Here is a 24,015-nt window from a genome sequence, read left to right as displayed (position 1 = left end):
ACGCCGTGCTTGGCGTGCACGGCGGCCGCGGGCTGTCGAGAGAATCCGGCCGGGAGGAAGTGAATGCAGCGGCACCGGATCGTGCTGATCGCGATCGCCACGCTCGTAGTCTTCGGCGTGGCGCTGGGCGTCACGATCACGCTGATCAGCAACGACTCGTCGGACGACTCCGGCCCCCGGTCGATCGAGGTGCCGAAGCTCGCCGGAACGCTGTACAACGACGGTGGTCAAGCGGCCGCCTGGGTGCAGGCGAACGAGGGCGACCCGAAGGCGGATCTGATCGAGGAGAAGATCGCCTGGGTCCCGCAGGCGATCTGGATCACCGGCGGTGACGATCCGGCGAAGGCGACGACGCAGGTGACCAAGGTGATCGACGCCGCCGCCGCCGCGAAGAAGGTGCCGGTGCTGGTGGCCTACGCGATCCCGGAGCGCGACTGCGGTGGTGCGAGCAAGGGCGGTTCCCCGGACGCGACCTCCTACCGCGCCTGGATCGACGGGTTCGCCGCCGGCCTCGGCCCGGAGCCGTCGATCGTGGTCCTCGAACCCGACGCGCTGGCTCAGTACGACTGCCTGGACGAGACGAAGCGCGGCGTCCGCAACGAGCTGATCAGCTACGCGGCGAAGAAGATCGCGGATGAGGCGCCGAAGGCGCAGGTCTACTACGACGCGGGCAACTCCGGCTGGAAGTCGCCGGAGGAGATGGCGAAGCGGCTGCGGGCTGCGGGCGCCGACGACCACGGCTCCGGGATCGCGCTGAACGTGTCGAACTTCCGCCCGACCGAGGACGAGGTCGGATACGGCACCGCGATCCTGGACGAGCTCGGCGTGGACGGCAAGAAGATCGTCATCGACACCTCGCGCAACGGTGCGGGCGCGGCCGAGGACAACGAGTGGTGCGACCCGGAGGGCCGCAAGCTGGGGCAGTACCCGACGCTGGAGACCGGGCACGACGAGGTCACCGCGTACCTCTGGGTGAAGCGTCCCGGTGAGGCCGACGGATGCGCGGCGAACGCGGGCGAATTCGTCCCGGACCTGGCGACCTCGTTGGCCGAAGGCACCTGACCGTCACGTTCTTCGGGGCTGTCCCGTCCGGTAGTCGGCACTGGTCGACGAAGGAGAACACGATGGACGTCCTGGTGGTTGGCGGTACCGGCGCAGCCGGGCGGGCCGCAGTGGTGGCGCTGACCGCGCGTGGCCACTCCGTGCGGGCGCTGAGCCGGTCGGGTTCGACCGACGTGCCCGGCGCGACCGGCTACCGCGGTGACCTGAGCACCGGTGCGGGCCTGAAAGAGGCGATGAGCGGCGTCGAGGCGGTGATCGACGCGTCGAACGTCCTATCCCAGTCGTACGACGTCGCGGTGAAGGCGTTGGTCGGCGGCACGCGCCGGCTGCTCGACGCCGAGGCCGCCGCCGGCGTGCGGCACCACGTGCTGCTCTCGATCGTCGCGATCGACGGCGTCCCGTTCGGGTACTACCGGGCCAAGGTCGCGCAGGAACAGGCGGTCGCCGAGGGCTCGGTGCCGTACACGATCCTGCGCGCCACCCAGTTCCACGAGTTCGCCGGCCAGATGGCCGACCGGATGAGTTTCGGCCCGTTCGTGCCGGTCCCGATGTTCGTCACCCGTCCGGTGGCGGTGTCCGAGGTCGGTGCGGCACTGGCGGACGCCGTCGAGGCCGGACCGTCCGGGCGGGCGCCCGACCTGCACGGACCGCGGGTCGAGAACGTCGTCGACATGGCACGCCGCACGTTGAAGGCGCGTGGAAAGCGGCGGATCGTCGTGCCGCTGCCCCTGCCCGGTGCGATCGGTCGGGTGATGCGTTCCGGGCAACTGGGCGGTACGGACGGCGTCGCCGGCGTGCAGACGTTCGACGAGTGGGTCCGCCGGGGTACCGACGGTGCATGACTGTCTACGGCGTGCACGCGTCCCACGAGCAGCTCCATCCGTCCGATCTGCTGGCCGCCGTGGCCAAAGCGGAACGGCTCGGGTTCACCGCGGCGATGTCGTCCGACCACTTCTCACCGTGGAGCGCCCGGCAGGGCCACTCCGCGTTCGCCTGGTCGTGGCTCGGCGCCGCGCTGCAGGCGACCGACCTCCCGTTCGGTGTGGTGAACGCGCCGGGCCAGCGGTATCACCCGGCGATCATCGCGCAGGCGATCAGCACGCTCGGGGCGATGTTCCCAGGGCGCTTCTGGGCGGCGCTGGGCTCGGGTGAGGCGAGCAACGAGCACATCACCGGTGACCCGTGGCCGCGCAAGGACGTCCGGAACGCCCGGCTCCGCGAGTGTGTGGACATCATCCGGGCGTTGCTGGCCGGTGAGGAGGTCAGCCACCGCGGCCTGGTGACCGTCGACCGGGCGCGGCTGTGGACCCGTCCGGAGGTGGAGCCCGCGCTGGTCGGGGCCGCGGTGAGCGTCGAGACCGCGCGCTGGTGCGCCTCGTGGGCCGATGGGTTGATCACCGTGGGTGCTCCGGTGGAGCAACTGCGGAAGATGATCGACGCCTACCGCGACGCCGGTGGGCGGGGGCCGATCAACCTGCAGATTCACCTGAGCTGGGCGGAGACGTCCGAGGAAGCGGAGCGGATCGCGCTGGAGCAGTGGCGCAGCAACGTGTTCCCGCCGCCGGTCTGCTGGGACCTGGAGATGACCGACCACTTTGACGTGGTGTCCGAGGAGGTCGGCATCGACCAGGTCCGGCGAGTCGTGAACGTCAGCGCCGACCTGGCACAGCACACCGCGTGGCTGGCGGAGTACGCGGCGTTGGGAGTGGACGGGATCTACCTGCACCACGTCGGTCAGGACCTCGACCCGTTCCTGGACGCGTTCGGCGACAAGGTCCTGCCGCAACTCGACGTGACCAAGGCGCCCGAGGCCCGTTCGCTGCACGAGAGGCCCGAGGAGGCCACCGCCCCGGGCGGCCTCCCGTCCGGCGAAGGCCCCCAGCCGACGGGCCCGCCGGCGCAGTGACAACTAAGAGTGGTGTGGGCATCCGCCCACACCACTCTTAGTTGTCAGCGCCTCGCCCGCCGCCGGTTGCCCAGAGGAACCGCGGGGAGGCGGCGGTGCGCGGGCCAGTGCAGCGTCAGGTCGCTGTTGATCGGAAGTGCGCGCCAGCGCTCGTCCGCGCTGCGCAGCGCCGCCACCGCCCGCTCGACCGCCGGGACGTCCGGCGGATCGGCCAGCGTCGCGAACGACAGCCCGTACAGCGAACTGCGGTCGGCGTCCGGCTGGTGCGCCGCCGACTCGACGAAGCCGCCGATCAGCTCGGCCCGCTGGAGCCGGTCGCGGTGCGCCCGGATCAGCTCGATCGACCGCTCCGCGGCGTGCGGCGGACGACGTCCGGCGACGTGCGTCATGCTCCGGAACACCACGCCGCCCGCGATCGCGCCCCAGATGCCGTCGGTGATGCCCAGCGTGTCCTCGACCGTGTAATGCACCAGGTCGTGGGGTAGGTCCGCGGTGATGGGGCCGGCGTGCATCCGGTACACGACGTGGTCGTCACGCTCGATCAGAACGTGACCCCACTCGTGGTCCGGTAGCCGCCGGAACGTGACCTGCACACCTCTACCATCCCCCGCCTGGCAACCGCTTTAAGGCGGATATGAGCCGATCGTCGGCACCGGGCGCAAACTCCAGGAACAGGTGCGGCTCGATCAGCTCGGCTTCCATCACGAGCGGCTGCCCGGCGTCGTCCAGTACCAGGTCGAGCCGTCCGTAGAGCGGGGTCTCGGGCGCGGCCGCCAGCGCCGCGCGCGCCACCGCATGCTCGGCGTCGCTGGGCTGGTACGGCTCGGGGTTGGGGTGGGCGTCCGCGCCACGGACACCGGTGGCCGCGGACAGCACCGGCCCTTTGACGATCGCGTGGCTGAACTCGCCGCCGAAGTAGACGACGGCCCGCTCACCGTCGTGGTCGACGCGGGACTGGTACGGCTGGACCATCGCGGTCAGGCCCTGGGCGTGCAGCGCGGACACGTGCTCCGGAGCTTCGTGCGCGTCGAAGGCCCGGAACCGCCGTGCGCCCCGAGCGCCGCCGCCCACGGTCGGCTTCACCACGAAGTCGTCGTCATCGGACAGGACTATCGGTTCGCCGGGCGCGAGATAGGTGGTCGGCACCGTGGGGACACCGGCTGCCAGCAGATCGGCGAGGTACGTCTTGACCGAGTTCCAGCGGATCGTCGCCGCGCTGTTCACCAGGCGGGTGACGCCGCTGACCACGTCCGTCCAGTCCTGGAACCGCTCGACCTGGTCGAAGTAGTTCCACGTCGACCGGATCAGCGCGGCGTCGTAGCGGTCCCACGCCACCGTGGGGTCGTCCCACGCCGCGACGTCGGCCTCCAGACCGGCGCGGGCGGCGGCGGCTCGCAGCACCGGCAACTCCACGTCCGGCACGGGCAACTCGGTGGCCGTCACCAACACGATCCGTGCGCCCACGTCCAGGCCTCCTGCGGTTTCGTCCAGTTCGTGGACGAGCCTACGGCGCGGAAAGGTAGGGCCAGGCATACCCCGACCCGGGGCCTTGGGCCCGTGGCGCCCAGGCCGGACGCTGATGAGATTTACCCAGTCTTCCTCCCCCCGGAAAGGAGCCTCCTGCGGTGAACCGTTATCGAGTCCTCGGCGGTTTGGCGCTGGCTGTGGCCGGCGTGGCGTTCTTTGTCGGGCAGGTAGTGGTGCAGTCCGCGTGGACCACGCCGTTCAGCTGGGCCGACAACAACATCAGCGACTTGGGGATGGTGTCCTGCGGCACGTGGGGCGACCCGGCACGGTACGTGTGCTCGCCGTGGCACCCGCTGATGAACGCGGTGTTCGTCGTCAACGGTGTGCTGATCGCGATCGGCGTCGTGCTGGGTTTGCGGGGACGAGCGGCCCGAGGGCTGTTGCTCGCGGCAGCGGTCGGGTGCGTGCTGGTGGGTTACGCACCGGCCGACGTCGACGAGAACCTGCACGTGCTCGGCGCTGTGTTGGTGTTCCTGCTGGGCAACGCCGGGATGATCGCGGCGCGGTCGGTGACCCGCGGGCCGCGCTGGCTGCCGGTGCTGTTCGGGGTCGTCGGACTGGTCGCGACCGGCCTCCATCTGAGCAAGCAGGGGTTGGGCCTCGGCGTCGCCGGGATGGAGCGGCTGGCGCTGTTCCCGCTGTTCGTCTGGTTCGTGATCGAGGGCGTGCTGATCGTGCGGGACGCTCGGCGCCGGATACCGTCGGACCGTGCTGACGCTGCCGGAGTTGCCTGACCTTCCGGTGCGTCCGGCGCTGCCGCGGATCGTCGACGCGCTGGAGGACGGTGGCGCCGCGGTGCTGGTCGCGCCACCGGGAAGCGGCAAGACGACGCTGGTGCCGCTGGCGCTCGCTGAACGGGTGGCAGGGCGGATCATCGTCGCCGAACCGCGCCGGGTGGCGACCAGAGCGGCCGCCTCCCGGATGGCGTCGCTGCTCGGCGAGCGGGTCGGGCAGACCGTCGGGTACACGGTGCGTGGCGACCGGAAGGTCGGCGCGCAGACCCGGGTCGAGGTGGTCACCACGGGGGTCCTGGTGCGGCGTCTGCAGCGGGACGCGGAGTTGCCCGGCGTCGGAGCGGTGGTCCTGGACGAGTGCCACGAGCGGCACCTCGACTCCGACCTGGCGCTGGCGTTCACGCTCGACGTGCGGGCGGCGCTGCGGCCGGATCTGGCGCTGCTGGCGACGTCGGCCACCGCGGCGTCCGAGCAGCTGGCCGTCGTGCTGGGCGGGGCGCCGGTGCTGGAGGTCGCCGGTTCGCCGCATCCGGTGCGGACGGTCTGGTGCCCGCCGTCGACCCCGCTCGCGGGCCGGGCGGACCCGCGCCTGCTGGACCACGTGGCCGCGGTGGTGCGGCGTGCGTTGACGGAGACCGCCGGGGACGTGCTCGTGTTCCTGCCCGGTGTCTACGAGATCGGCGCGGTGGCCCGCCGCCTGTCCGGTGTGGACGCCACGATCGCGCAGCTGCACGGCAGGCTGCCCGCCCGGGAGCAGGACGCCGTTCTCCGCCCGGGTTCGGCGCGGCGGATCGTGCTCGCCACCGCGGTCGTGGAGAGCAGCCTGACCGTGCCCGGGGTGCGGGTGGTCGTGGACGCGGGGCTGGCCAGGGTGCCCCGGCTCGACCAGGGCCGCGGCCTCGGGGCGCTGGTGACCGTCCCGGTGTCGCGGGCCACCGCCACCCAGCGCGCGGGCCGCGCCGGCCGGGAAGCGCCCGGAACCGTGTATCGGTGCTGGTCGGAGGCCGATCACGAGCGCCGGCCCGGGTGGCCGGAGCCGGAGATCGCGGCGGCCGACCTGACCGCGTTCATGCTGGACCTCGCGTGCTGGGGGACGCCCGACGGCGTCGGCCTCGCGCTACCGGACCAGCCGCCCGCGGCCGCGTCCGAGGTCGCGCGGTCGACGTTGCGGGCGCTCGGCGCGATCGACGACGACGGCCGGGTCACGCCGCGCGGCCGGGCACTCGCCGGGACCGGCGTGCACCCACGGCTGGCCAGGGCGCTGCTCGACGGGGCGCCGGCGGTCGGGGAGCGCCGCGCCGCCGAGGTGGTGGCGCTGCTCGCCGACGACACGCTCGCGGGGAGCCGGGGAGACCTCGCCGCGGCCTGGCGCGCCCTCCGCAACGGCGCCGACCCGGCCGCGACCGCCCGCTGGCGCACCGAAACCCGCCGCCTGGCGTCCGCCGCCGGCGCCGCCGGCGCCGCAGCCGCGGCGGGCGGTCCTGCGGCGGGCGGTCCTGCGGCGGGCGGTCCTGCGGCGGGCGGTCCTGCGGCGGGCGGTCCTGCGGCGGGCGGTCCTGCGGCGGGCGGTCCTGCGGCGGGCGGTCCTGCGGCGGGCGGTCCTGCGGCGGGCGGTCCTGCGGCGGGCGGTCCTGCGGCGGGCGGTCCTGCGGCGGGCGGTCCTGCGGCGGGCGGTCCTGCGGCGGGCGGTCCTGCGGCGGGCGGTCCTGCGGCGCACGGCAGGGCCGACGTGGCGAGGCCGCGCGGCGCCGTCGGCGGGCTGCCGGATGACCTGGCTGCCGGGTTGATCGTGGGGCTTGCGTACCCCGAGCGGTTGGCGCGTCTACGGACGGCCGGCGGCAGCACCTACCTGATGGCGGGTGGCACCGCGGCCGACCTGCCCGACGGCTCGCCGCTGACCGGCGTCCCGTGGCTCGCGATCGCGGTCGCCGACCGGTCACCGGGGCGCGCCTCGGCGCGGATCCGGCTCTCCGCCGCGCTCGACGAAACGACCGCGACCGAGGCCGGCGAGGCGCTGTTGACCAGCGTCGACGAAGTGCGGTGGAGCGACGGCGAGCTGATCGCCCGCACCGTTGACCGCCTCGGCGCGATCGAGCTCGCCGAGCGCCCGTTCACCCCCGACCCGCAGGCCCGCACGGACGCGCTGCTGAACGGCGTCCGCGAAGAAGGCCTGAACCGACTGCGGTGGGACACCGACGCGCGCGCCCTGCGGGAGCGCCTGGCGTTCTGTGCGGCGGCCCTCGGCCCGCCCTGGCCGGCGATGGACGACGAGTCGCTGCTCGACCGGGCCGCCGACTGGCTCGGGCCCGACCTGCTCCGCGTGCGCAAGCGGGCCGACCTGGGGCGGATCGACGCGGGCGCGGCGCTCCGCCGGCTGCTGCCCTGGCCCGCGGCCGCGCGCCTGGACGAGCTCGCGCCCGAGCGGCTACCCGTGCCGAGCGGTTCCCGGGTGCGGGTCGATTACAGCGACCCGGCGGCGCCGGTGCTCGCGGTCAAGGTGCAGGAGGCGTTCGGCTGGGCCCAAGCGCCCACCGTGGGGGACGGGCGGGTGCCGGTCCGGTTGCACCTACTGTCACCCGCCGGACGCCCGGTCGCGGTGACGTCCGACCTGGACTCGTTCTGGCGGAACGGCTACCCGCAGGTCCGCGCCGAACTTCGCGGCCGCTACCCGAAGCATCCCTGGCCCGAGGACCCCACTGTTGCGGTGGCCACTCGGCGGACGAACGTCAGGCGGTAGGTGGGTAGTACCAATCGGGGACGCCGAGGGAGGTCGCGAGGCCGCGGAGTTCGGCCTCGAACATCGGGTTGGCGTCGGACAGCGCGAACTCCAACTGCTTGAACACCTCCATCGACACGTTGCCGTAGAGGCGGATCCAGCAGGAGAGAAACACCTGGCTGACGCCGAGGGGCAGCGGCTGCGGAAAGTCGTCGCACCACTCTTTGAGCTGGGTCAGCAGCGGCTCGTCGATCTCGTCGTCGGCCGGGACGGGGAACGGCCTGGTCAGGTAGAGCTCGGTGATCAACTCCGCGAAGACCTGTCCGAACTGCTCGCCGGCCTCGTCGGCGGCGCTCGGCCGCCGGTCCAACCCGATCGCCGAGGCCGTGAACACGAGCGTGAACTCGGCCGGGTGCTCGACCGCCCAGCGGCGGAACGCTCGGCACGACTCGAGCATGCGATGGGCGAGGTCGTCGTGCGCGTCCCTGGCGCGGATCAGGGTCTCGGTCATCTCGACCTTCAGCGCGGTCACCATCGCCGCGATCAAGTCTTCCCGGCTGGCGTAGTACCGGTACAGCGCGGGCGCTGACATGCCCATTGCTCGCGCGATCGCACGCAGCGACAGGCCGTCGTAGCCGTCGGAGATCAGCATTCGTCGCGCGGTGCTCTGGATCTCCTGGACCGTTTCGGCCCGGAGCCGTTCCCGGCGAGTGAGCGGTGCGGTCACCGGACCTCCTTCGACGAATGGCGCGACCGAGACGCAGAGCCTAACCCGGCCGCGAACAGGCGTTGTGCAGTGAACGATGTTCGCATTGAAAACATCATTGCTTCCGCGAACGATGTATGCAACATTATCGAGCGTACGCGCTTACAGTGTTCGCAGTGCGATCAGGGATCGCATCAAATGTCCGAGGGGGCAGTGATGTTCGAGCGGCTGGGCCGGACCATGGTTCGTCGCCGGTGGTGGGTGATCGGCGCGGCGTTGGCCTTCGTGGTCTTCGCCGGCGTCTGGGGCACCCAGGTCTTCGGCAAACTGATCGGCGGCGGATTCGACGACCCCGCCAGCGAGAGTTCCCGTGCGGACGCCCGCGCGGAAGCGGCGCTCGGACGCGAGGGCACCGACGTGCTCGTGCTCTACCGGAGCTCGGGCGAGACCGTCGACGATCCGGCGTTCCGGCAAGCGGTCACCAGCACGGTGGCGGACCTGCCCACCGACGTGGTGACCCGGACCGCGACGTACTGGACCACGAACAGCCCCGCCCTGGTCAGCAGCGACCGGCACGCGACCTACGCGGTGCTGACGCTGCGCGGTGACGAGGAGGAACGCACCGAAGGGCTGAAGGAGATCGAGGACCAGCTGGCGGCGCCCGGCCTCGAGACCGAGGTCGGCGGCCCCACCGCGATCAACCGGGACATCAACGAGCGGGTATCGGAAGACATCGCCCGCGCCGAGACGCTCTCGATGCCGGTGCTGCTGATCCTGCTCGTCGTGATCTTCGGCAGCCTGGCGGCGGCGAGCCTGCCGCTCGCGGTCGGCGCGCTGGCGATCCTCGGGGCGTTCACCGCGCTGCGCGGCCTGAGCTACCTGACCGACGTCTCGATCTTCTCGGTCAACGTCGTGACGATCCTCGGACTCGGACTGGCGATCGACTACGGCCTGTTCATGGTCGGCCGGTTCCGCGAGGAGCTGGGGCGCGGTCTCGACGTCGAGGACGCCGTGGCGCGGACGATGGCGACCGCCGGCCGCACGGTCGCGGTCTCCGGCATCACGGTTGCGGTCTCGCTCGCCGGGCTGCTGATCTTCCCGCTGGCGTTCCTGCGCTCGATGGGCCTCGGCGGACTGTCCGCGGTCGTGATCGCGATGGTCGCAGCGCTGACCGTGCTACCCGCGCTGTTCGGCGTGCTCGGCCACCGGGTCGACGCGCTGTCGATCCGGAAGCTGCTGCGGCGGCGTCCGCGCCCGGCGGCGACGGACGTGGAGCACGGGTTCTGGTACCGGCTGGCGCACAGCATCATGCGGCGCCCGATCGTGTACGCGGTGGGTGTGCTGGCGGTGCTGCTGGTGGCCGGCGCGCCGTTCCTCCGCGTCGAGTTCGGCGGCATCGACGCCCGGGCACTGCCGGAGGGCACCGAGAGCCGGGTCGTCTCCGAGGAGCTCGACCGCGACTTCGTCCGGAACGGCCAGTCGCCGATCGAGGCGATCGTCACCGCCGACAGCGGCGCGCTCACGCAGTACGTCGGCGCGGTGCGGAACGTCGACGGGGTGACCGGCGCGGAGGTGACCGCGACGGCCGGTGACACCGCGCGGGTGACGATCACCTACGACGGTGACCCGATCTCGACCGAGTCGCGGGAACTGGTCGGGCGGATCCGGGACGTTCCGCCGCCGGCCGACGGTGAGGTGCTGGTCGGCGGGCAGACCGCGCAGCTGGCCGATCAGCTCGACACGATCGGTGACCGGCTGCCGTGGATGGCGCTGATCATCGTCGGTGCGACGTTCGTGCTGCTGTTCTTCGCGTTCGGCTCGCTGGTGCTGCCGATCAAGGCGATCGTGATGAACGTGCTCTCGCTGGGAGCGTCGTTCGGTGCGCTGGTGCTGATCTTCCAGGAGGGTTACCTGGCCGACTGGCTCAACTTCACGCCGACCGGGACGCTGGAAGCCACCCAGCCGATCCTGGTGCTCGCGATCGTCTTCGGACTCTCGATGGACTACGAGGTGTTCCTGATGTCGCGGATGCGCGAGGAGTACGACCGCACCGGCGACAACACGACCGCGGTAGCCGTCGGGCTGCAGCGCAGCGGCCGGATCATCACCAGCGCCGCGCTGCTCATCCTGGTCGTGATCGGGCTGTTCTCGATCTCCGGGATCACGTTCATCAAGCTGATCGGCGTCGCGATGCTGATCGCGGTGCTGGTCGACGCCACGATCGTGCGGGCGCTGCTGGTGCCGGCCACGATGCGTTTGCTCGGCGACGCGAACTGGTGGGCGCCACGTCCGCTGCGCCGCCTGTACGCGCGGTACGGGATCCGCGAGGAGGACTCCACGCCGCCGGCTCCGGTCCCGGTCGGAGCTGCCCACTGACCGGACCCGCTCCGCACGGGCCCCCTTCCCGCCGGAAGGGGGCCCGTGCGTCGGCGGGGAGCGCGCTACCGTGGGTGACCGGACTGTAGGAATCCCGGATCGAGGAGCGCCGGTGGACCACTTGGTCGCCCACGTTCGAGGGCTCGACCGGGGGGCGCTCGCCGCGTTGATCGCCGCCCGTCCGGACGCGGCGGCCTGGCCGGAGCCGCGGTCGCTGACCGAGCTGGCCGAGCGGCTGTCCGCGGTGCACTCGGCGCAGCGGGCGCTCACCAAGGTCAGCCGGGCCGGGCTGCAGATCGCCGAGGCGCTGGCCGCGCTGGGCGGCGTCGCCACCGAGGCCCGGCTCGCGGCGATGCTCGATGTGGACGATGCCGACCCGGATCGGGCCGTGTTGCTCCGCGAAACGCTGCGGACGCTGAACGATCTCGCGCTGGTGGTTCCCGGTCGTGATCGGACGCTCGTGCTGGCCGCGCCGCTGCGCCTGCTCGCCGAGCCGCTCGGGCTGGGCATCCGGATGGCCGACGTGTTGCCGCAGCTCAGCGTGGATCGCATCCGCGCGCTCGCCGAGGTCTGGGTCGACGATCCGGTTCGGCGCAAGTCCGAACTGGTCGATCAGGTCGTGGCCGCGCTGGCGGACGCCGAGGCGGTCCGCGCAATGGTCGGCCGATCCCGGGAGGACATCCGGGAGCTGCTGTACGACCTGGCATGGAACGGGCCGCGCATCAGCATCGCCGGGGACCGCGCTCGGTGGGTCTACCAGGTCGGTGGCCCGGTCGCCACGGCCGAGTCGCAGGGTCTCCTCATTCAGGCCAGCTGGGACGACGTCGAGCTGCCCCGCGAGATCGGGTTGGCGCTGCGTGGCCCGGACTACCGTGCTCCGTTCACCGCGCCGCCCCCGCTGCCGGTCTCCGGCGTCGTCGCCGAAGCGGACCTGATAGCGGCCGGGACCGCGGCCGCCACGCAGACGCTGGCCGACGCCGAGCGCCTGCTCGACCTCTGCGACCGGACGCCGCTGAGCACGACCAAGGCCGGGCGGGTGACCGTGCGCGAGACCAAGCGCGCGGCCAAGGCGCTCGGCTCGTCCGAGGACGACCTGAGCGGGTTGCTGTCGGTCACGATCGAGGCCGGCCTGCTCGCGTCGGACGAGGGAGCCGTGACGCTGACCGAGCGAGCCGACGCCTGGCGGGACGCCGAACCGGCCGCCCGGCTGGCGACGCTGCTGGCCGGGTGGTGGTCCGGGGACGACGACGCGCTGCTGCGGCAGCTGCTGGTCTCCTACCTCGCGGCGTTGCCGATCGGAACCCGGGTGGACGACGTCGACGGGATGGCCGCGGTGCTGTCCTGGCGCCATCCGATCGCGGTGGCGCCGACCCCGGCCGAGCAGCAGACGGCAGCGGCCCGGATCGCGGTAGCGCTGGCCGAGGCGGAGCGGTTCGGCGTGGTGGCGCTCGGTGCGGCGACGCCGTTGGCCCGGGCGCTGGTCGCCGGGGCGGCGAGCGACCCGAGCGGGCTCGCCACCGCGTCGGCAGGTCTGGTGCCCGCCCCGGTGACCACGGCGACGTTCCAGTCGGATCTCTCCGCGGTGGCGTCCGGGGTTCCGGCCGCCGGGCTGGCCGCGCTGCTCGACGGTGTTGCGACGCGGGAGGCCGGGGGAGCGGCGTCGATCTGGCGGTTCTCGTCGGCGAGCGTGCGGGCGGCGCTGGACGCCGGGGTGGACGCCGACACGTTGCTCGCGAACCTGGCCGCGGTGGCCACCGGGGGCTTGCCGCAGACGCTCGAGTACCTGGTGCGGGACGTCGCCAGGCGGCACGGGCACGTGCGGGTGGCGCCGGCCGGGAGCGTGGTGCTCGCGGACGACCCGGCGCTGCTCGCGGAGCTGGTCGCGACCAAGGCGTTGCAGGCGCTGCGGCTGTGGGCGGTCGCGCCGACCGTGCTGGTCTCGGCAGCCGACCCGGACGCGACGCTCGCGGCGTTGCGGGCTGCGGGGTATGCGCCGGCCGGGTTGACGGAGGGCGGTGGTGCGCGGGTCGAGCGGCGGGTTCGCCGGCGGGCAATCGTCCCCACCACGTCACCACCGCACTCCGAAGGGCTCGCGGTGGACGCCGACGCGGTCGCCGAACGGCTGCTCACGGCCACCGATCCGCCGGTGGCGGCGCCCGCGCCCGCGCGCACCGAGAGCCACCGCCCGGCGCGCGTCGTCGCACTGCAGGCCGACGCGCTCTCCGCGGCCGAGCGGACCGTGCTCGTGCACGCGATCGAGACCGGCGCCCCGATCCGCATCGACTACGTGAACGCGACCGGCCGCGGGACCACCCGCGTGATCGAGAACGCCGAGCTCTCCGGCGACGCCGTGATCGCCTGGTGCCGCCTCCGCGACGCCGAACGAATGTTCATCCTGTCCAGAATTCAGTCGGTATCACCTGCCTGACCTCACGCTTGACGAAGGCTATTCACTCAGTGAATAGTAGGCCGCGTGTCCACGCCACAGGTACTGCTCGCCCTCCTGGCCACCGGGGCCAGGCACGGTTATGACCTGAAGCGCGCCTACGACGCCCGGTTCCCCAAGGCGCGCCCGCTCGCGTACGGCCAGGTCTACTCGACGCTCGAACGCCTCACCCGGGACGGCCTGGCCGAGGAGGCGGGCACCGAACGGGTCGACGGCCCCGACCGCACGGTCTTCGCGATCACCACTGCGGGCCGCGAGGCGCTGCGCGACTGGCTCGCCGTCGTCGAGCCGCCCGCTCCGCACGTCGCCAACGCGCTGTTCACCAAGGTTGTCGCCGCACTACTCGTGGACGAGGAGCCGGGTGCGGAGGGTGGCCTCGCGGTCGCCTACCTCCGCGCCCAGCGCCGGGCGCACCTGACCCGCATGCGTGACTTCACCGCGACGAAGACCGCCGACGGCGCCTCGGTCGGCGAGGTTCTCGCCGCCGACTACGCGCTGGCCCACCTCGACGCGGACCTGCGCTGGATCGACCTGACCCTGTCCCGGATGACCGCACTGCGCCAGGAGGTACTCCGGCCATGACCCCCAATGCCCACCTCGAGACGACGACCGCCACCGTGCTGACCGGCACCGATCTGGTGCGGTCGTTCGGCAAGACACCCGCGCTGCGCGGGGTCTCCTGCGCGATCCGGGCCGGCGAGATCGTGGCGATCACCGGCCCCTCCGGGTCCGGGAAGTCGACGCTCCTGCTGTGCCTGGCGGGCGTCCTGGCGCCGGACGCCGGCGCGGTGAACTTCGGCGGCCGGCGGATCGATCAGCTCTCCGAGGCCGAGCGCTCCCGGCTGCGGCGCACCGAGCTCGGCGTGCTGTTCCAGTTCGGCCAGCTGGTTCCCGAACTCACGGTCGGGGAGAACGTCGCCCTGCCGCTGCTGCTCTCCGGCGCGCGCCGGAGAGAGGCGCTGGGGACGGCGTCCGAGTGGCTGGACCGGTTCGGGGTCGCCGACCTGGCGCAGCGGTACCCCGGCGAGCTGTCCGGAGGCCAGCAGCAGCGCGCCGCGGTGGCCCGTTCGCTGGTCACCGAACCGCGGGTGCTGTTCGCCGACGAGCCCACCGGCGCGCTCGACTCGCTGGCGGGCGAGCAGCTACTGACCCAGCTCACCCGGGTGGCCAGGGAGAACGGCACCGCGGTGCTGATCGTCACGCACGAGGCGCAGGTCGCGGCGTACGCGCAGCGCGAGATCACGCTCTGGGACGGGTCGGTCGTCGACGACGGCTCGACCGCGGCGCCGACGGAGGCCCCGCAGCCGGTGGCCACGTTCGAAGACGACGAGGAGGGCTGACCCCGTGCGTCTCTCGGTACTGCTGCGTCTGGCCGTCACCGGCGGTCGGCTCGACGGCCTCCGGATCGTGCTGACCGCGTTCGGCGCGGTCCTGGCCACGCTGTTGCTCCTGGCGGCGGCGACCGTCGTTTCGATCGTCGGGCAGGCGGCGTACACCAACGGCCTGCTCGCCGAGCCCGGCCTGCGCCCCGGCGTCACGACGGCGTTGCTGCTCCTCGGTATCCCCGTCCTGTTCTTCGTCGGCCAGTGCGTCCGGGTCGGTGCGCCCGCCCGCGACCGGCGGCTCGCCGAGTATCGGATGGCTGGCGCGACGCCCGGCCAGGTCTCGGCCGTGGCCGCGACCGAGACCGGCGTGGCCGCGCTCATCGGGACGGCGATCGGGTTCGCGCTGTTCCTGGTCGGCCGGGTGGTGCTCGACGAGCCCGGGCCGCAGCGTCCGCTGCCGACCGACGTGCTGCCGCCGTGGTGGGCGCTGCTGGCGATCTTCGTCGCGGTACCGGCAGCGGGCGCCGCGCTGGCTGCGGTCGCGCTGCGTCGCAGCACGCTCACCGCGTTCGGCGTGGTGCGGCGGCGGCCGGGCCGGCCACCCCGAGCACTGCCCGCCGTGCTGTTCTTCGGCGGATCGACGGTGCTGGCCCTCTCCGCCGCGATCATCGGGCAGCTCAGCGCGCTCTCGACGGAGTGGTGGCTGATCCTGTTCGACCTCGTCCTGCTGGTGGCGGTACTGATCGGCCTGGTCACCGGTGGTGCGGCGGTGTCCGCGGCGATCGGCCGGTGGATCGCGCCCCGGGCGAAGAGCCCCGCGCTGCTGCTGGCCGCTCGTCGCCTGATCGCCGATCCGTGGGCCGCCAGCCGGACGCTGCCCGCCGTGCTGGCGGCGGTGCTGCTCGGCGCGGGCGCGCTGACGATGCGGGCCGTGTTCGCCGCGGACCGGGTCGCCCAGCAAGAGGCGCGCCGAATGATCGGGCAGGAGGCCGGCCCGATCGACCCGTTCTACGACCGGGCGTTCGCGCTGACCCAGCTGGCGGTCTGGGTCGCGATCGTGGTGGCGGCCGGTGGGCTGCTCGTCGCGACCGCGGAGCAGGTGCTCGAGCGCCGCCGGACGCTGGCGGCGCTGACCGCGCAGGGGACGCCGACCGGTGTGCTGGCGAAGGCGCTGCTCTGGCAGAACGCGCTGCCGCTGGTGCCGGGCCTCGTGCTCGCGGCGGCAACCGGGGCGATCGCGGTGCGGGCGGTGTACGGGGGGCCCGGCGAGTACATGGAGCAGGTCGGCGGCGACTGCACGCCACCCGCGGGTACCGACGTGAACACGTGGTGCGCCGATCCGGCCCACCTGACGCCGGTGCGCACGGTCACCGTCGAGCTGGAGGGCCTGATCCCGTGGGGAGGGCTCACCGTGCTCACCGTCGGTGCCGCGGTCGCCACGATGGTGGTCTGCGCGCTCAGCCTCCTGCTGCTCCGGCGGGCGACGTCCGTCGGTGAGCTGCGGACGACCTGACCTACACCGACCGCAGGTAGCGGGAGAGAGCGACCAGCTCGGGGGTGGTCGGCGCGGTGCGGCGGAAGAACGCCGTCAGTGCTCCGACCGGGTCGCTGGTGGTGGCCGTGGCGGCGAGCAGCGTCTCGCCGCCCGGCTGCAGCCAGGTCGCGAAGATCGGCGGGAGGCCGTCCGGCCCCGGCAGGTTCGCGCCGCGCAGGACCAGCGACGCCTCGTCCGCCGGGATCACCCAGTCGTCTCCGGTCGCCTCCGCCAGGTCGCGGCCGTGGATCAGTACCTCACCCAGGATCACCGCGCTGACCGGCGTCACCGTGGTGCGGGTGCCCCCGTGGAAGCGGAAGCTCAAATCGCCGGGGAAGCTGCGCAGCACCGCGAAGCTCGCCGGCCCGTCGGCGTCGAGCAGGTCGGCCAGCGCGGCCAGGTCCCGCTCGGGGACCTCGGCCAGGCACTGCGCGTTCAGCGTCGCGGTCTCCTCCGGCGTCGCGCTGCGGCGCCGGTCGCCCAGCGCGCGGCGGTACACGGTCAGCACGTGGGCGGCGAGCTCCGCGACCGACCAGTCCGGACAGGCGGGCACCGTCCGGACCGCCGCCGCCGGATCGACGCTCCGCACCAGCGCGACGAACCGCTCGTGCGCCCTCGGCAGCGCGTCCTCGATCTCCTGGCGAAGTTCGCCCATGGCTCCTCCGATACTCCAAAGTTGAGTACCAGCTTCTACTCAACTTTGGAGTAGTGTCAACCTCTGATGCGCACCGAACCCACCACCAGCTCGTACGCGCTGCTCGGGCTGCTCGCGATCCGGCCGTGGACCGCCTACGACCTCACCCGCCAGGCCCAACGCAGCATGCGGCTGTTCTGGCCGCGGAGCGAGGCGCACATCTACGGCGAGGTCAAGCGCCTGGTCCGGTGGGAGTACGCCACCGGCACCACCGAGCGCACCGGCAACCGCGAACGCACCTCCTACGCGATCACCCCGGCCGGCCGTCGAGCGCTGCGGAACTGGCTGGCCACGCCGCCCGCAGCCCCGCAGCTCGAGATCGAGGGGCTGCTCCGGCTGCTCTTCGCCGACCAGGGCGAGAAGGCGGACGCCGTGCAGGCGATCCGGGCCACCCGGGCAGCGGTCGCCGAGACCTACGCCAACGGCGCCGCGCAGATGCGCGCCTATCTGGACGGCGGCGGGCCGTTCCCGGAACGTGCCCATCTGGTCGGTCTGCTGGCCCGCTTTTACGCGGATTTCGCCGAGACGATGCTGGACTGGTGCGACGTCGCCGAGGCCGAGATCGAGGGCTGGCCCGACGTCCGGGACGCCGGACTGACCGGCGATTCCCGGCGCGCGCTGACCGCGATGGTCGAGCGCTACGAGCGAAGGGCAGCGGCGCTGAGCGAGCACACAGCGGAGTGACGTAAATTCTCGCTCGTCGCGAGGGTACGAACTCCGCTTGTACTTGCCATTTCTCCGTGGTCGGTCAGGTGGCCGAAGAAACCTCATCCTCCCGGGTGAGGTAGCGCTGGACCCCTGCCCTCCGGATGGTGTTCACCGGTACGGTCGGCCGGAGGCCGGTGGGGGATCGAGAGGCGCTAGTGACGGCGGTGTTTCCTGTGGCGGCGGCGACCGACCGGGTTGAGGCGTTGCGAAGTCGGGTGTCCCGATTCGCCGACTACCTGTCTGCTGTCCGCGCGCTCTCAGCCCGCCCGGCGCGGACGCTCGAGGCAGCGGCTTCCGTCGTCTGGCAGACGGCGTTACCCGCGGGCAAGCCCGGCTGCTGGACGGCCGGTGACCCGGCGCCTGCCGAAGCGGCCGGTGAGCCCCGCACCGAGGAACGCTGGCTGGAACTGCGTCGGCCGCCGCGGCCGCGGCCGCCGGACCTGCCGTCGGTCGTCCGGTCGCTGCTCGACGGTCCGGTCGACGACCCGCGTCGGGAACCCTCGCTGCGCGAGGGCTGGCGGGAGATCGCCGTCGAACGCGACGCCGACCTCGACCTGGACGCGGTCGAGCCCGCCGTCGACGAGTGGGTGCACCGGCTCTGGCGCCCGTGGGCCGTGACCGCAGCCGAGGCGGACGCCGTCCGCGGCGCCTATTCGCGCCTGGTCGAGCTGCGGCAAGCCGCCGTACGGCTGGAGGCGTCCCACGAGCTGGTCTGGGGTTTCGGCATCTTCACCGGTGTCGTGGGCGGGCTGGCCGTCGAGGACCCGCTGCTGGCGGCGTCGATCTCGATCGACGTCGACCCGGAGACCGGAGCGCTGACCGTCGCACCGACGGGTGAGCTCCGGCTGCAGACCGACGCGTTCGAGGGTTTACCCGACGGGCCGGACGCCCGGCTGCACGACCTGGCGGGCCCCGGCGGCGCGGTGACGCTCGACCCGTGGCAGCAGTCCACCCGCACCGAGTTCTACCGCTCCGCGCTGCGGCGGCTGGGCCTGCCGCCCCGGGTGGTGCGCGAGGACGCCGAGGTCGACGAGCCGCACGTCCGCGACACCGGCGTGCTGCTGCTGCGTCCGCGGCGCACCGCGCTGTCCGGGTTCCTCGGTGACCTGCGGGGCGCGCTGGCCGCCGGGTACATCCCGTCCGGTTCGCTGGCGGCGCTGCTCGCCGACGACCCGTCGACGCTGGAGTTGCCCGACGACCCGCCCGAGCAGTGGCAGCCGATCGGCGAGCGCCTGCTGTTCCCGCTGCCCGCGAACCTGGAGCAGGAGACGATCGCCCGCCGGCTGGCCCGGCAGCGCATGGTCGCGGTGCAGGGCCCGCCGGGCACCGGTAAGACCCACACGATCGCGAACCTGATCTGTCACCTGGTCGCCCACGGCAGGCGGGTGCTCGTGGTCTCGCACCGCGACGAGCCGCTGGCCGAGGTCCGCGACAAGCTGCCCGCCGCACTGCGCCCGCTGGCGATCAGCGTGATGGGGTCCAGCGCCAAGCAGCTCGGGCAGCTGGAGACCGCCGTCCGGCAGCTGCAGGCCGAGGCCGGTGCGCTCGACCAGGACGCCGCTGCCGAGGCGGTGGCCGAACTGTGGGACGCGCTCGACACGGCCGAGCAGGACCTGGCCGGGAAGTACCAGGCCCTGCGGGCGGTGGCCGACCGGGAGAGCAGCACGTTCCTGCTCGACGGCGCCGAGGCCACCGCGGTCGAGGTCGCCGAGTGGCTGTGGGCCAACGAGTCCCGGCTGGCGTTCGTCCCGGATGCGATCGATCCGTCCGCGCCGTTCCCGCTCACCGACACCGAGCTCGTCGAACTGACCGAGCTGACCAACACCTACCGGCCGGAAGACCTGGTCGACGCACAGCGCAGGCTGCCCGAACGAGAGTCCCTTCCGGACGGTAACCGGCTGGCCCGCACCGACGAACACAGCGACGCGCTGCGCCAGCGGGTCGGCGCGCTGGCGTCGCTCGGCGTCGACCTCGCCGCCGTCCGGTCCGCGGGCCGCCCGACCATCGCCGCGCTGGCCGACGAGATCTGGCGGCTGGCTCACCGCGCCAGGGCATACCAGCCGTGGCAACGCCGGCTGGCCGGCCGGCTCGCGGTATCCCCGGCCTGGCGCGAGACCTGCCGTGCCGAGGTCACGGGCTGCTCGGAGATGCTCACCGAGACCGCCCGCTGGCGCAGCGTGCTGGCCGGGCGGGCGGTGCAGATCCCGGACGACCTGTGGGCCGACACCCGTCAGCTGCGGGCCGATCTGGACATGCTGCGGGTCCGGCTGGTGGAGGCGCGCGGTGTCAGCCGGCTGATCCACCGGCGGTTGGCCCAGGTCAGGGACGAGATCCGGGTCGACGGCGCTCCGCTGCGCACGGTCGACGACGTGGACGCCGCCCTGGCGACGGTCCGGCTGGACTGGGCGCGTCGACGCCTCACCGAGCGCTGGAACCACTTCGTCGCTGAGTTGGACGGCCCGCAGGCGCCGGACGACCCGAGCACGGTCGAGGTGATCAGCGGCTACCTGCGGGAGGTCGGCGAGGTCGTCGACATCGGCCTGCGGTACTGGCCGACGCTGCGTGACCGGCTGGCCGCGTTTCTGCGGGCCGGGACACCTGGCGAGGCCGACTGGGCCGATCCCGCCGCGGTGTCGGCGGCGGCCGCTCGCGCGGCCGAGCTGGTCGTCGTCTTCGACAGCGACGACGCCGAGCGCGAGGGCCAGCAGGTCCGTGCGCTGCTGGACGACGCGCTGCTGGACGCGAACGCGTCGCCGCACTGGCGGGAGCTCGACCGCGCCTGGGCCACCGGCGACTACGCGGGCTGGGAGGCGATGCTCGCGGACGCCGACCGGCTGCGCGCGGCGGGCCCCGCGATGCAGCGCTGGCAGGAGCTGCACGTCGCGCTGTCGATCATCGCGCCGCTGTGGGCCAGCCGGATCGCGGCCGAGGGCGAGCTGCCGGATCCGGCCGTCAGCCAGCAGGCGTGGAACTGGCGCCGGGCCGACACCTGGCTGCGCATCGTCATCGGGGTCGAGGACACCGGCGCGCTCGGCAGGCAGGCCGACGGGCTGCGGGACCGGGCCCGTGAACTGGTCGGCGAGCTGGCCACCCGGTCGGCCTGGCTGGCCGCCGCCGGCCGGATGGACGACCGCGCCAGGGACGCGCTGGCCGGGTGGGCGTCGGCGCTGCGCAAGGTCGGCAAGGGCTCCGGACGCCGCTCGGCGGGCTGGACCGCGCTGGCCCAGCAGCACATGCGCGAGGCCGTCGCCGCGGTCCCGGTCTGGATCATGTCGGTCGAGCGCGCGCTGCAGCAGTTCACCGGCGGTACGACGCCGTTCGACGTGGTGATCGTCGACGAGGCGAGCCAGTGCGGGCTGCTCTCGATGCCGGTGCTCTCGCTGGGCACCCGCGCGGTCGTGGTCGGCGACGACCGGCAGATCGGCCCGTACGCGATCGGCCTGGCCCACGACGAGGTGAGCCGGCTCGGCCAGGAGCACCTCGGCGACCTGCCGTCCTGGCCGCTGTTCGACGTCACGACCAGCCTCTACGACCACGCGGTGCGGCGGTCACCGGAGCCACTGATGCTCACCGAGCACTTCCGCTCGGTGCCGGAGATCATCACGTTCTCCAGCGAGCAGTGGTACGACGGCACGGTCCAGCCGTTGCGGGCCGACCGGGGCCGCTTCGACCCGGTGCGGATCGTGCGGGTGCCCGGCGCGCGGGAGAAGCGCGACCGCTACGGCGAGGTGAACCTCGCCGAGGCCGACGCGCTGGTCGCGACGATCACCCGGCTGGCCGCCGACCCGGAGTACGCCGGCCTGACGTTCGGCGTGGTCAGCCTGCTGGCCAGCAGTGGCCAGGCGCAGTACATCAACGAGCAGTTGGTCCGGCACCTCGGCGAGCAGGAGATGGCGCGGCGGGCGCTGAAGGTCGGCGACTCGTACACGTTCCAGGGCGCCGAGCGGGACGTGATGTTCCTCAGCCTGGTCGTCTCCGACCGGGACGAGGCGCGGGCCGCGTTCACCGGCGCCGACCACCACCGCCGGGTGAACGTCGCGGCCAGCCGGGCCAAGGACCAGATGTGGGTCTTCCACTCGGTCGGCGCGGAGAACCTCCACCCGGACGACGCCCGCGGCGCCCTGCTGCGGTACTGCGCGGCGCCGAAGCCGGGACTGGCCGCGCTGGCCGCCGAGCCGATCCCGGACGAGACGCTGTACGCGGCGTGCGAGTCGGAGCTGGAGCGCTCGGTCCTGCGGCGGCTGCTGGACGTCGGAATCCGGCCTGCGGTGCAGTACGCGATCGGACGGCACCGGGTCGACTTCGTGCTCCCGACTGCGGACGGGCGGCGGCTCGCGATCGAGTGCGACCACGGTCGCTACCGCGGCGTGACGCGGTGGGCCGAGGAGATGCGGCGCCAGACGGTGCTCGAGCGGGTCGGCGGCTGCGTGTTCTGGCGGGTGCGCGGGACGCTGTTCGCGCGTGACCCGGACGCGGCGCTGGCGGGCTTGTGGCCGCTGATGGACGACCTCGGGTTGCTCCCGGAGGAAGCGCGCGGGCTGCTCGCGCCGACGGAGCCGGAGGTCGAACCGGAGGAGGAGTCCCCCGCCGGCGAGTGGATCGAGGGCCAGGGCTGGGTCGAGAGCGAGGCCGAGGGCGAGGACTGGGGCGCCGAGTGGAACGAGGGCGCCGCCTGGACCTCGGACGAGGAGGCCGCCGCGGCGGGGCTGACCGACCTCACGGTCGTGCTGCCGGTGGTGCGGTTGCCCGCCGACGACGCGGACGCCGAGCCGGCCGAGGAGCAGGCACCGGAGCCCGTGGCGTCGCCGGTCGCGACCGAGGAGGAGCCGGTTCCGGAGTGGGCCGGGGACGCACCGACCGTGGCCAGGCTGGAGGACCTGCCGGGCGCCGTCGACGCGGTGATGCCGTGGGTCGGGGACGCGCCGACGATCCCGACCGCGGACGCGCTCCCGAACGGGCACCCGGCGACGCTGCTGCCCGGCCTGGCGCCGAGGTCTCCCGCTGCGCCGGTGCCCGCAGGGCCGCCCGCGCAGCCCGTGCCCGTGCCGCCGATGCCCGCGCCGCCGCCGGCGCCCGCCCCGTCCGCGCCCGCGGGGCAGCCCGTGCCCGCATCGGTAGTACCCGCGCTCCCGACCCGGCAGCCGATTGCGGTACCGCCGCCGGACGAGCTGCCCCAAGCGGCACCCCAGGCGCCCCAGGCGCCCCAGGCACCCCCGGTCGCACCGACGCCGCCGGTGAGCTGGTGGGACAAGGAGAGCGTCGAGCCGGTCCAGCCGGTGCGCGCCTCCCAGGCGACCGACCTGACCCGTCAGCTGCCGGTCGTCCCCGAGCCGGCGGAGACAGCGTCTGCCGGGTACCAGGAGGTCGGCGCGATCCGCCCGGAGGAAGCACGCGCGGCGCTGGTCGCGTATCGCTCCCGCGTCGACACGCCGGTCCAGGCCGGCGGCAAGATCGTCGGCTGGGCGTGCTTCTATCCGGACGACTCGATCGAGGCGCTGCGCAACCGGGCGAACGTCGAGGTGATGCGGCAGGAGGAGGCCAGCACCGAGACCGCGGGCTGGCTCACCGCCCGGGAGGCCGCCGCGGTGGTGGCCGCCGCCGAGCAGCGTCGGGACGTGCCGGTCGTCGACCCGGCCATCGGCGAGGTCGGCGTTGCCCGCTACGTCCCCGAAGACCCCGAAAACCCCACCCGCCTCCTGCGAGCAGCCCGCTAACCACCCAGCAGGATCAGAAGGCGGTTGAGGGCGGGCAGTGCCGCGGCCAGCGCGTCGAGGTCGGACTGGTCGAGCTGGTCGGCCGCCGCGAGCGCGATGCGCCGTCGGTGGTCGGTGTAGCCGTCGATCAGGCCGGTCGCGGCCGGGGTCAGCGTGAGCCGCACGGCACGGCGGTTCTCCGGATCGGGGGACCGGTCCAGGTAACCGCCCGCGGTCAGGTCGCCGACCAGCGTGCTCACCGTGTTGGGAGCAGTGCCCAACGCCGTGGCCACGGCTTTCACCCCGATACCCGGTTTGCTCCGCACCACCCGCAGCACCTCCATCTGCGCAGCGGGCAGCGGCTCGTCCGGCAGGTCGCTCCGGGCGGCGCGGCGCAGGGTCCGATGGAGCCGACCGAGCAAGGTGCTCAGCTCGTCGGCGACCGTGCCGGGGGTGGCCGACATGGCGCTCCTTTGTGGTCATCCGGCGGCAGCGCCGCCGAGTTACCACCCGCCGACCTGCGCGAAGAGCCATGATGGCTGGAGCGTCCGGTAGCCCGCAGTCCCCCGTTCAGCCCGAGTGAGTCAG

Annotated in this window: 18 protein-coding genes and 1 pseudogene; 14 read left to right on the top strand and 5 right to left on the bottom strand. The window is 73.3% G+C overall.

The annotated features are described in order from the left end of the window. Window positions 1–63 precede the first annotated feature (63 nt). From BUB75_RS08175 to BUB75_RS08165, 3 genes are all read left to right on the top strand, one after another. Window positions 64–1,062: a glycoside hydrolase family 6 protein gene (locus BUB75_RS08175; RefSeq protein WP_073253710.1), complete on the top strand. Its 999-nt coding sequence runs from the start codon at window positions 64–66 to the stop codon at window positions 1,060–1,062. Window positions 1,063–1,124: 62 nt separating this feature from the next. After that, on the top strand, window positions 1,125–1,904 hold the full coding sequence (locus tag BUB75_RS08170) for an SDR family oxidoreductase (protein WP_073253707.1): 780 nt from the start codon (window positions 1,125–1,127) through the stop codon (window positions 1,902–1,904). After that, window positions 1,901–2,968, top strand: a complete 1,068-nt coding sequence (locus BUB75_RS08165) for a TIGR03885 family FMN-dependent LLM class oxidoreductase (protein WP_084740497.1) — start codon at window positions 1,901–1,903, stop codon at window positions 2,966–2,968. The genes BUB75_RS08170 and BUB75_RS08165 overlap by 4 nt, the downstream gene beginning before the upstream one ends. A gap of 44 nt (window positions 2,969–3,012) precedes the next feature. Here the strand turns inward: BUB75_RS08165 and BUB75_RS08160 are convergent, their stop codons facing one another. Further along, window positions 3,013–3,561 (bottom strand): hypothetical protein, encoded by a 549-nt coding sequence (locus BUB75_RS08160; protein WP_073253704.1) that lies wholly within the window; start codon window positions 3,559–3,561, stop codon window positions 3,013–3,015. A gap of 4 nt (window positions 3,562–3,565) precedes the next feature. Then, window positions 3,566–4,432, bottom strand: coding sequence for an ATP-grasp domain-containing protein (locus tag BUB75_RS08155; protein WP_073253701.1), 867 nt, complete (start codon window positions 4,430–4,432; stop codon window positions 3,566–3,568). A 161-nt stretch (window positions 4,433–4,593) separates the two neighbouring features. Here BUB75_RS08155 and BUB75_RS08150 point away from each other — a divergent pair, with 161 nt between their 5' ends. The 4 genes and pseudogenes from BUB75_RS08150 (at window position 4,594) to BUB75_RS48765 (ending at window position 7,966) form a co-directional block, all read left to right on the top strand. Next, window positions 4,594–5,229: a DUF998 domain-containing protein gene (locus tag BUB75_RS08150; protein ID WP_218617372.1), complete on the top strand. Its 636-nt coding sequence runs from the start codon at window positions 4,594–4,596 to the stop codon at window positions 5,227–5,229. Next, a pseudogene (locus tag BUB75_RS48775) lies at window positions 5,204–6,451 on the top strand (helicase-related protein); the annotation flags it as partial. The gene BUB75_RS08150 and the pseudogene BUB75_RS48775, both read left to right, overlap by 26 nt. A 259-nt stretch (window positions 6,452–6,710) precedes the next feature. Next, window positions 6,711–7,016, top strand: a complete 306-nt coding sequence (locus BUB75_RS48770) for a pentapeptide repeat-containing protein (RefSeq protein WP_425430874.1) — start codon at window positions 6,711–6,713, stop codon at window positions 7,014–7,016. 65 nt (window positions 7,017–7,081) lie between these two features. After that, window positions 7,082–7,966 (top strand): ATP-dependent helicase C-terminal domain-containing protein, encoded by an 885-nt coding sequence (locus BUB75_RS48765; RefSeq protein WP_425430873.1) that lies wholly within the window; start codon window positions 7,082–7,084, stop codon window positions 7,964–7,966. Here the strand turns inward: BUB75_RS48765 and BUB75_RS08140 are convergent. Continuing rightward, complete coding sequence (locus tag BUB75_RS08140) at window positions 7,956–8,672, bottom strand: TetR/AcrR family transcriptional regulator (protein ID WP_073253698.1); 717 nt, start codon at window positions 8,670–8,672, stop codon at window positions 7,956–7,958. The two genes, BUB75_RS48765 and BUB75_RS08140, sit on opposite strands and share 11 nt — an antisense overlap. A gap of 195 nt (window positions 8,673–8,867) precedes the next feature. Here BUB75_RS08140 and BUB75_RS08135 point away from each other — a divergent pair, with 195 nt between their 5' ends. From BUB75_RS08135 to BUB75_RS08115, 5 genes are all read left to right on the top strand, one after another. Further along, the gene (locus BUB75_RS08135; RefSeq protein ID WP_073253694.1) at window positions 8,868–11,027 is read left to right on the top strand and encodes an MMPL family transporter; all 2,160 of its coding nucleotides are present in this window, start codon (window positions 8,868–8,870) and stop codon (window positions 11,025–11,027) included. 112 nt (window positions 11,028–11,139) lie between these two features. Then, complete coding sequence (locus tag BUB75_RS08130) at window positions 11,140–13,455, top strand: helicase C-terminal domain-containing protein (RefSeq protein ID WP_073253689.1); 2,316 nt, start codon at window positions 11,140–11,142, stop codon at window positions 13,453–13,455. Between the two features lie 45 nt (window positions 13,456–13,500). Next, window positions 13,501–14,055, top strand: coding sequence for a PadR family transcriptional regulator (locus BUB75_RS08125; protein WP_073253686.1), 555 nt, complete (start codon window positions 13,501–13,503; stop codon window positions 14,053–14,055). Next, window positions 14,052–14,813 (top strand): ABC transporter ATP-binding protein, encoded by a 762-nt coding sequence (locus BUB75_RS08120; RefSeq protein ID WP_084740493.1) that lies wholly within the window; start codon window positions 14,052–14,054, stop codon window positions 14,811–14,813. The genes BUB75_RS08125 and BUB75_RS08120 overlap by 4 nt, the downstream gene beginning before the upstream one ends. Before the next feature lie 4 nt (window positions 14,814–14,817). Next, window positions 14,818–16,311 (top strand): FtsX-like permease family protein, encoded by a 1,494-nt coding sequence (locus tag BUB75_RS08115; protein WP_073253684.1) that lies wholly within the window; start codon window positions 14,818–14,820, stop codon window positions 16,309–16,311. Between the two features lies 1 nt (window position 16,312). On the opposite strand, the gene BUB75_RS08110 is transcribed toward BUB75_RS08115, so the two are convergent. Next, window positions 16,313–16,987 (bottom strand): maleylpyruvate isomerase N-terminal domain-containing protein, encoded by a 675-nt coding sequence (locus BUB75_RS08110; RefSeq protein ID WP_073253680.1) that lies wholly within the window; start codon window positions 16,985–16,987, stop codon window positions 16,313–16,315. A gap of 66 nt (window positions 16,988–17,053) precedes the next feature. On the opposite strand from BUB75_RS08110, the gene BUB75_RS08105 reads away from it, so the two are divergent. After that, on the top strand, window positions 17,054–17,710 hold the full coding sequence (locus BUB75_RS08105) for a PadR family transcriptional regulator (protein WP_084740490.1): 657 nt from the start codon (window positions 17,054–17,056) through the stop codon (window positions 17,708–17,710). Between the two features lie 239 nt (window positions 17,711–17,949). Then, window positions 17,950–23,448 (top strand): AAA domain-containing protein, encoded by a 5,499-nt coding sequence (locus BUB75_RS08100; protein WP_143175080.1) that lies wholly within the window; start codon window positions 17,950–17,952, stop codon window positions 23,446–23,448. Here BUB75_RS08100 and BUB75_RS08095 read toward each other — a convergent pair. Continuing rightward, the gene (locus tag BUB75_RS08095) at window positions 23,445–23,891 is read right to left on the bottom strand and encodes a MarR family winged helix-turn-helix transcriptional regulator (RefSeq protein WP_073253669.1); all 447 of its coding nucleotides are present in this window, start codon (window positions 23,889–23,891) and stop codon (window positions 23,445–23,447) included. The two genes, BUB75_RS08100 and BUB75_RS08095, sit on opposite strands and share 4 nt — an antisense overlap. Window positions 23,892–24,015 lie beyond the last annotated feature (124 nt).

The sequence above is a fragment of the Cryptosporangium aurantiacum genome, assembly GCF_900143005.1.
Taxonomy (GTDB): domain Bacteria; phylum Actinomycetota; class Actinomycetes; order Mycobacteriales; family Cryptosporangiaceae; genus Cryptosporangium; species Cryptosporangium aurantiacum.
Note: the sequence above shows the minus strand (reverse complement) of the source record. Positions and strands in the feature narration are given on the sequence as shown.

Bases quoted from the DNA above. Each gene is read 5' to 3' on its own strand.
- BUB75_RS08175 (WP_073253710.1), top strand. From the start codon at position 64: ATGCAGCGGCACCGGATCGTGCTGATCGCGATCGCCACGCTCGTAGTC.
- BUB75_RS08170 (WP_073253707.1), top strand. From the start codon at position 1,125: ATGGACGTCCTGGTGGTTGGCGGTACCGGCGCAGCCGGGCGGGCCGCA.
- BUB75_RS08165 (WP_084740497.1), top strand. From the start codon at position 1,901: ATGACTGTCTACGGCGTGCACGCGTCCCACGAGCAGCTCCATCCGTCC.
- BUB75_RS48765 (WP_425430873.1), top strand. From the start codon at position 7,082: ATGGCGGGTGGCACCGCGGCCGACCTGCCCGACGGCTCGCCGCTGACC.
- BUB75_RS08135 (WP_073253694.1), top strand. From the start codon at position 8,868: ATGTTCGAGCGGCTGGGCCGGACCATGGTTCGTCGCCGGTGGTGGGTG.
- BUB75_RS08120 (WP_084740493.1), top strand. From the start codon at position 14,052: ATGACCCCCAATGCCCACCTCGAGACGACGACCGCCACCGTGCTGACC.
- BUB75_RS08110 (WP_073253680.1), bottom strand. From the start codon at position 16,987: ATGGGCGAACTTCGCCAGGAGATCGAGGACGCGCTGCCGAGGGCGCAC.
- BUB75_RS08105 (WP_084740490.1), top strand. From the start codon at position 17,054: ATGCGCACCGAACCCACCACCAGCTCGTACGCGCTGCTCGGGCTGCTC.
- BUB75_RS08095 (WP_073253669.1), bottom strand. From the start codon at position 23,891: ATGTCGGCCACCCCCGGCACGGTCGCCGACGAGCTGAGCACCTTGCTC.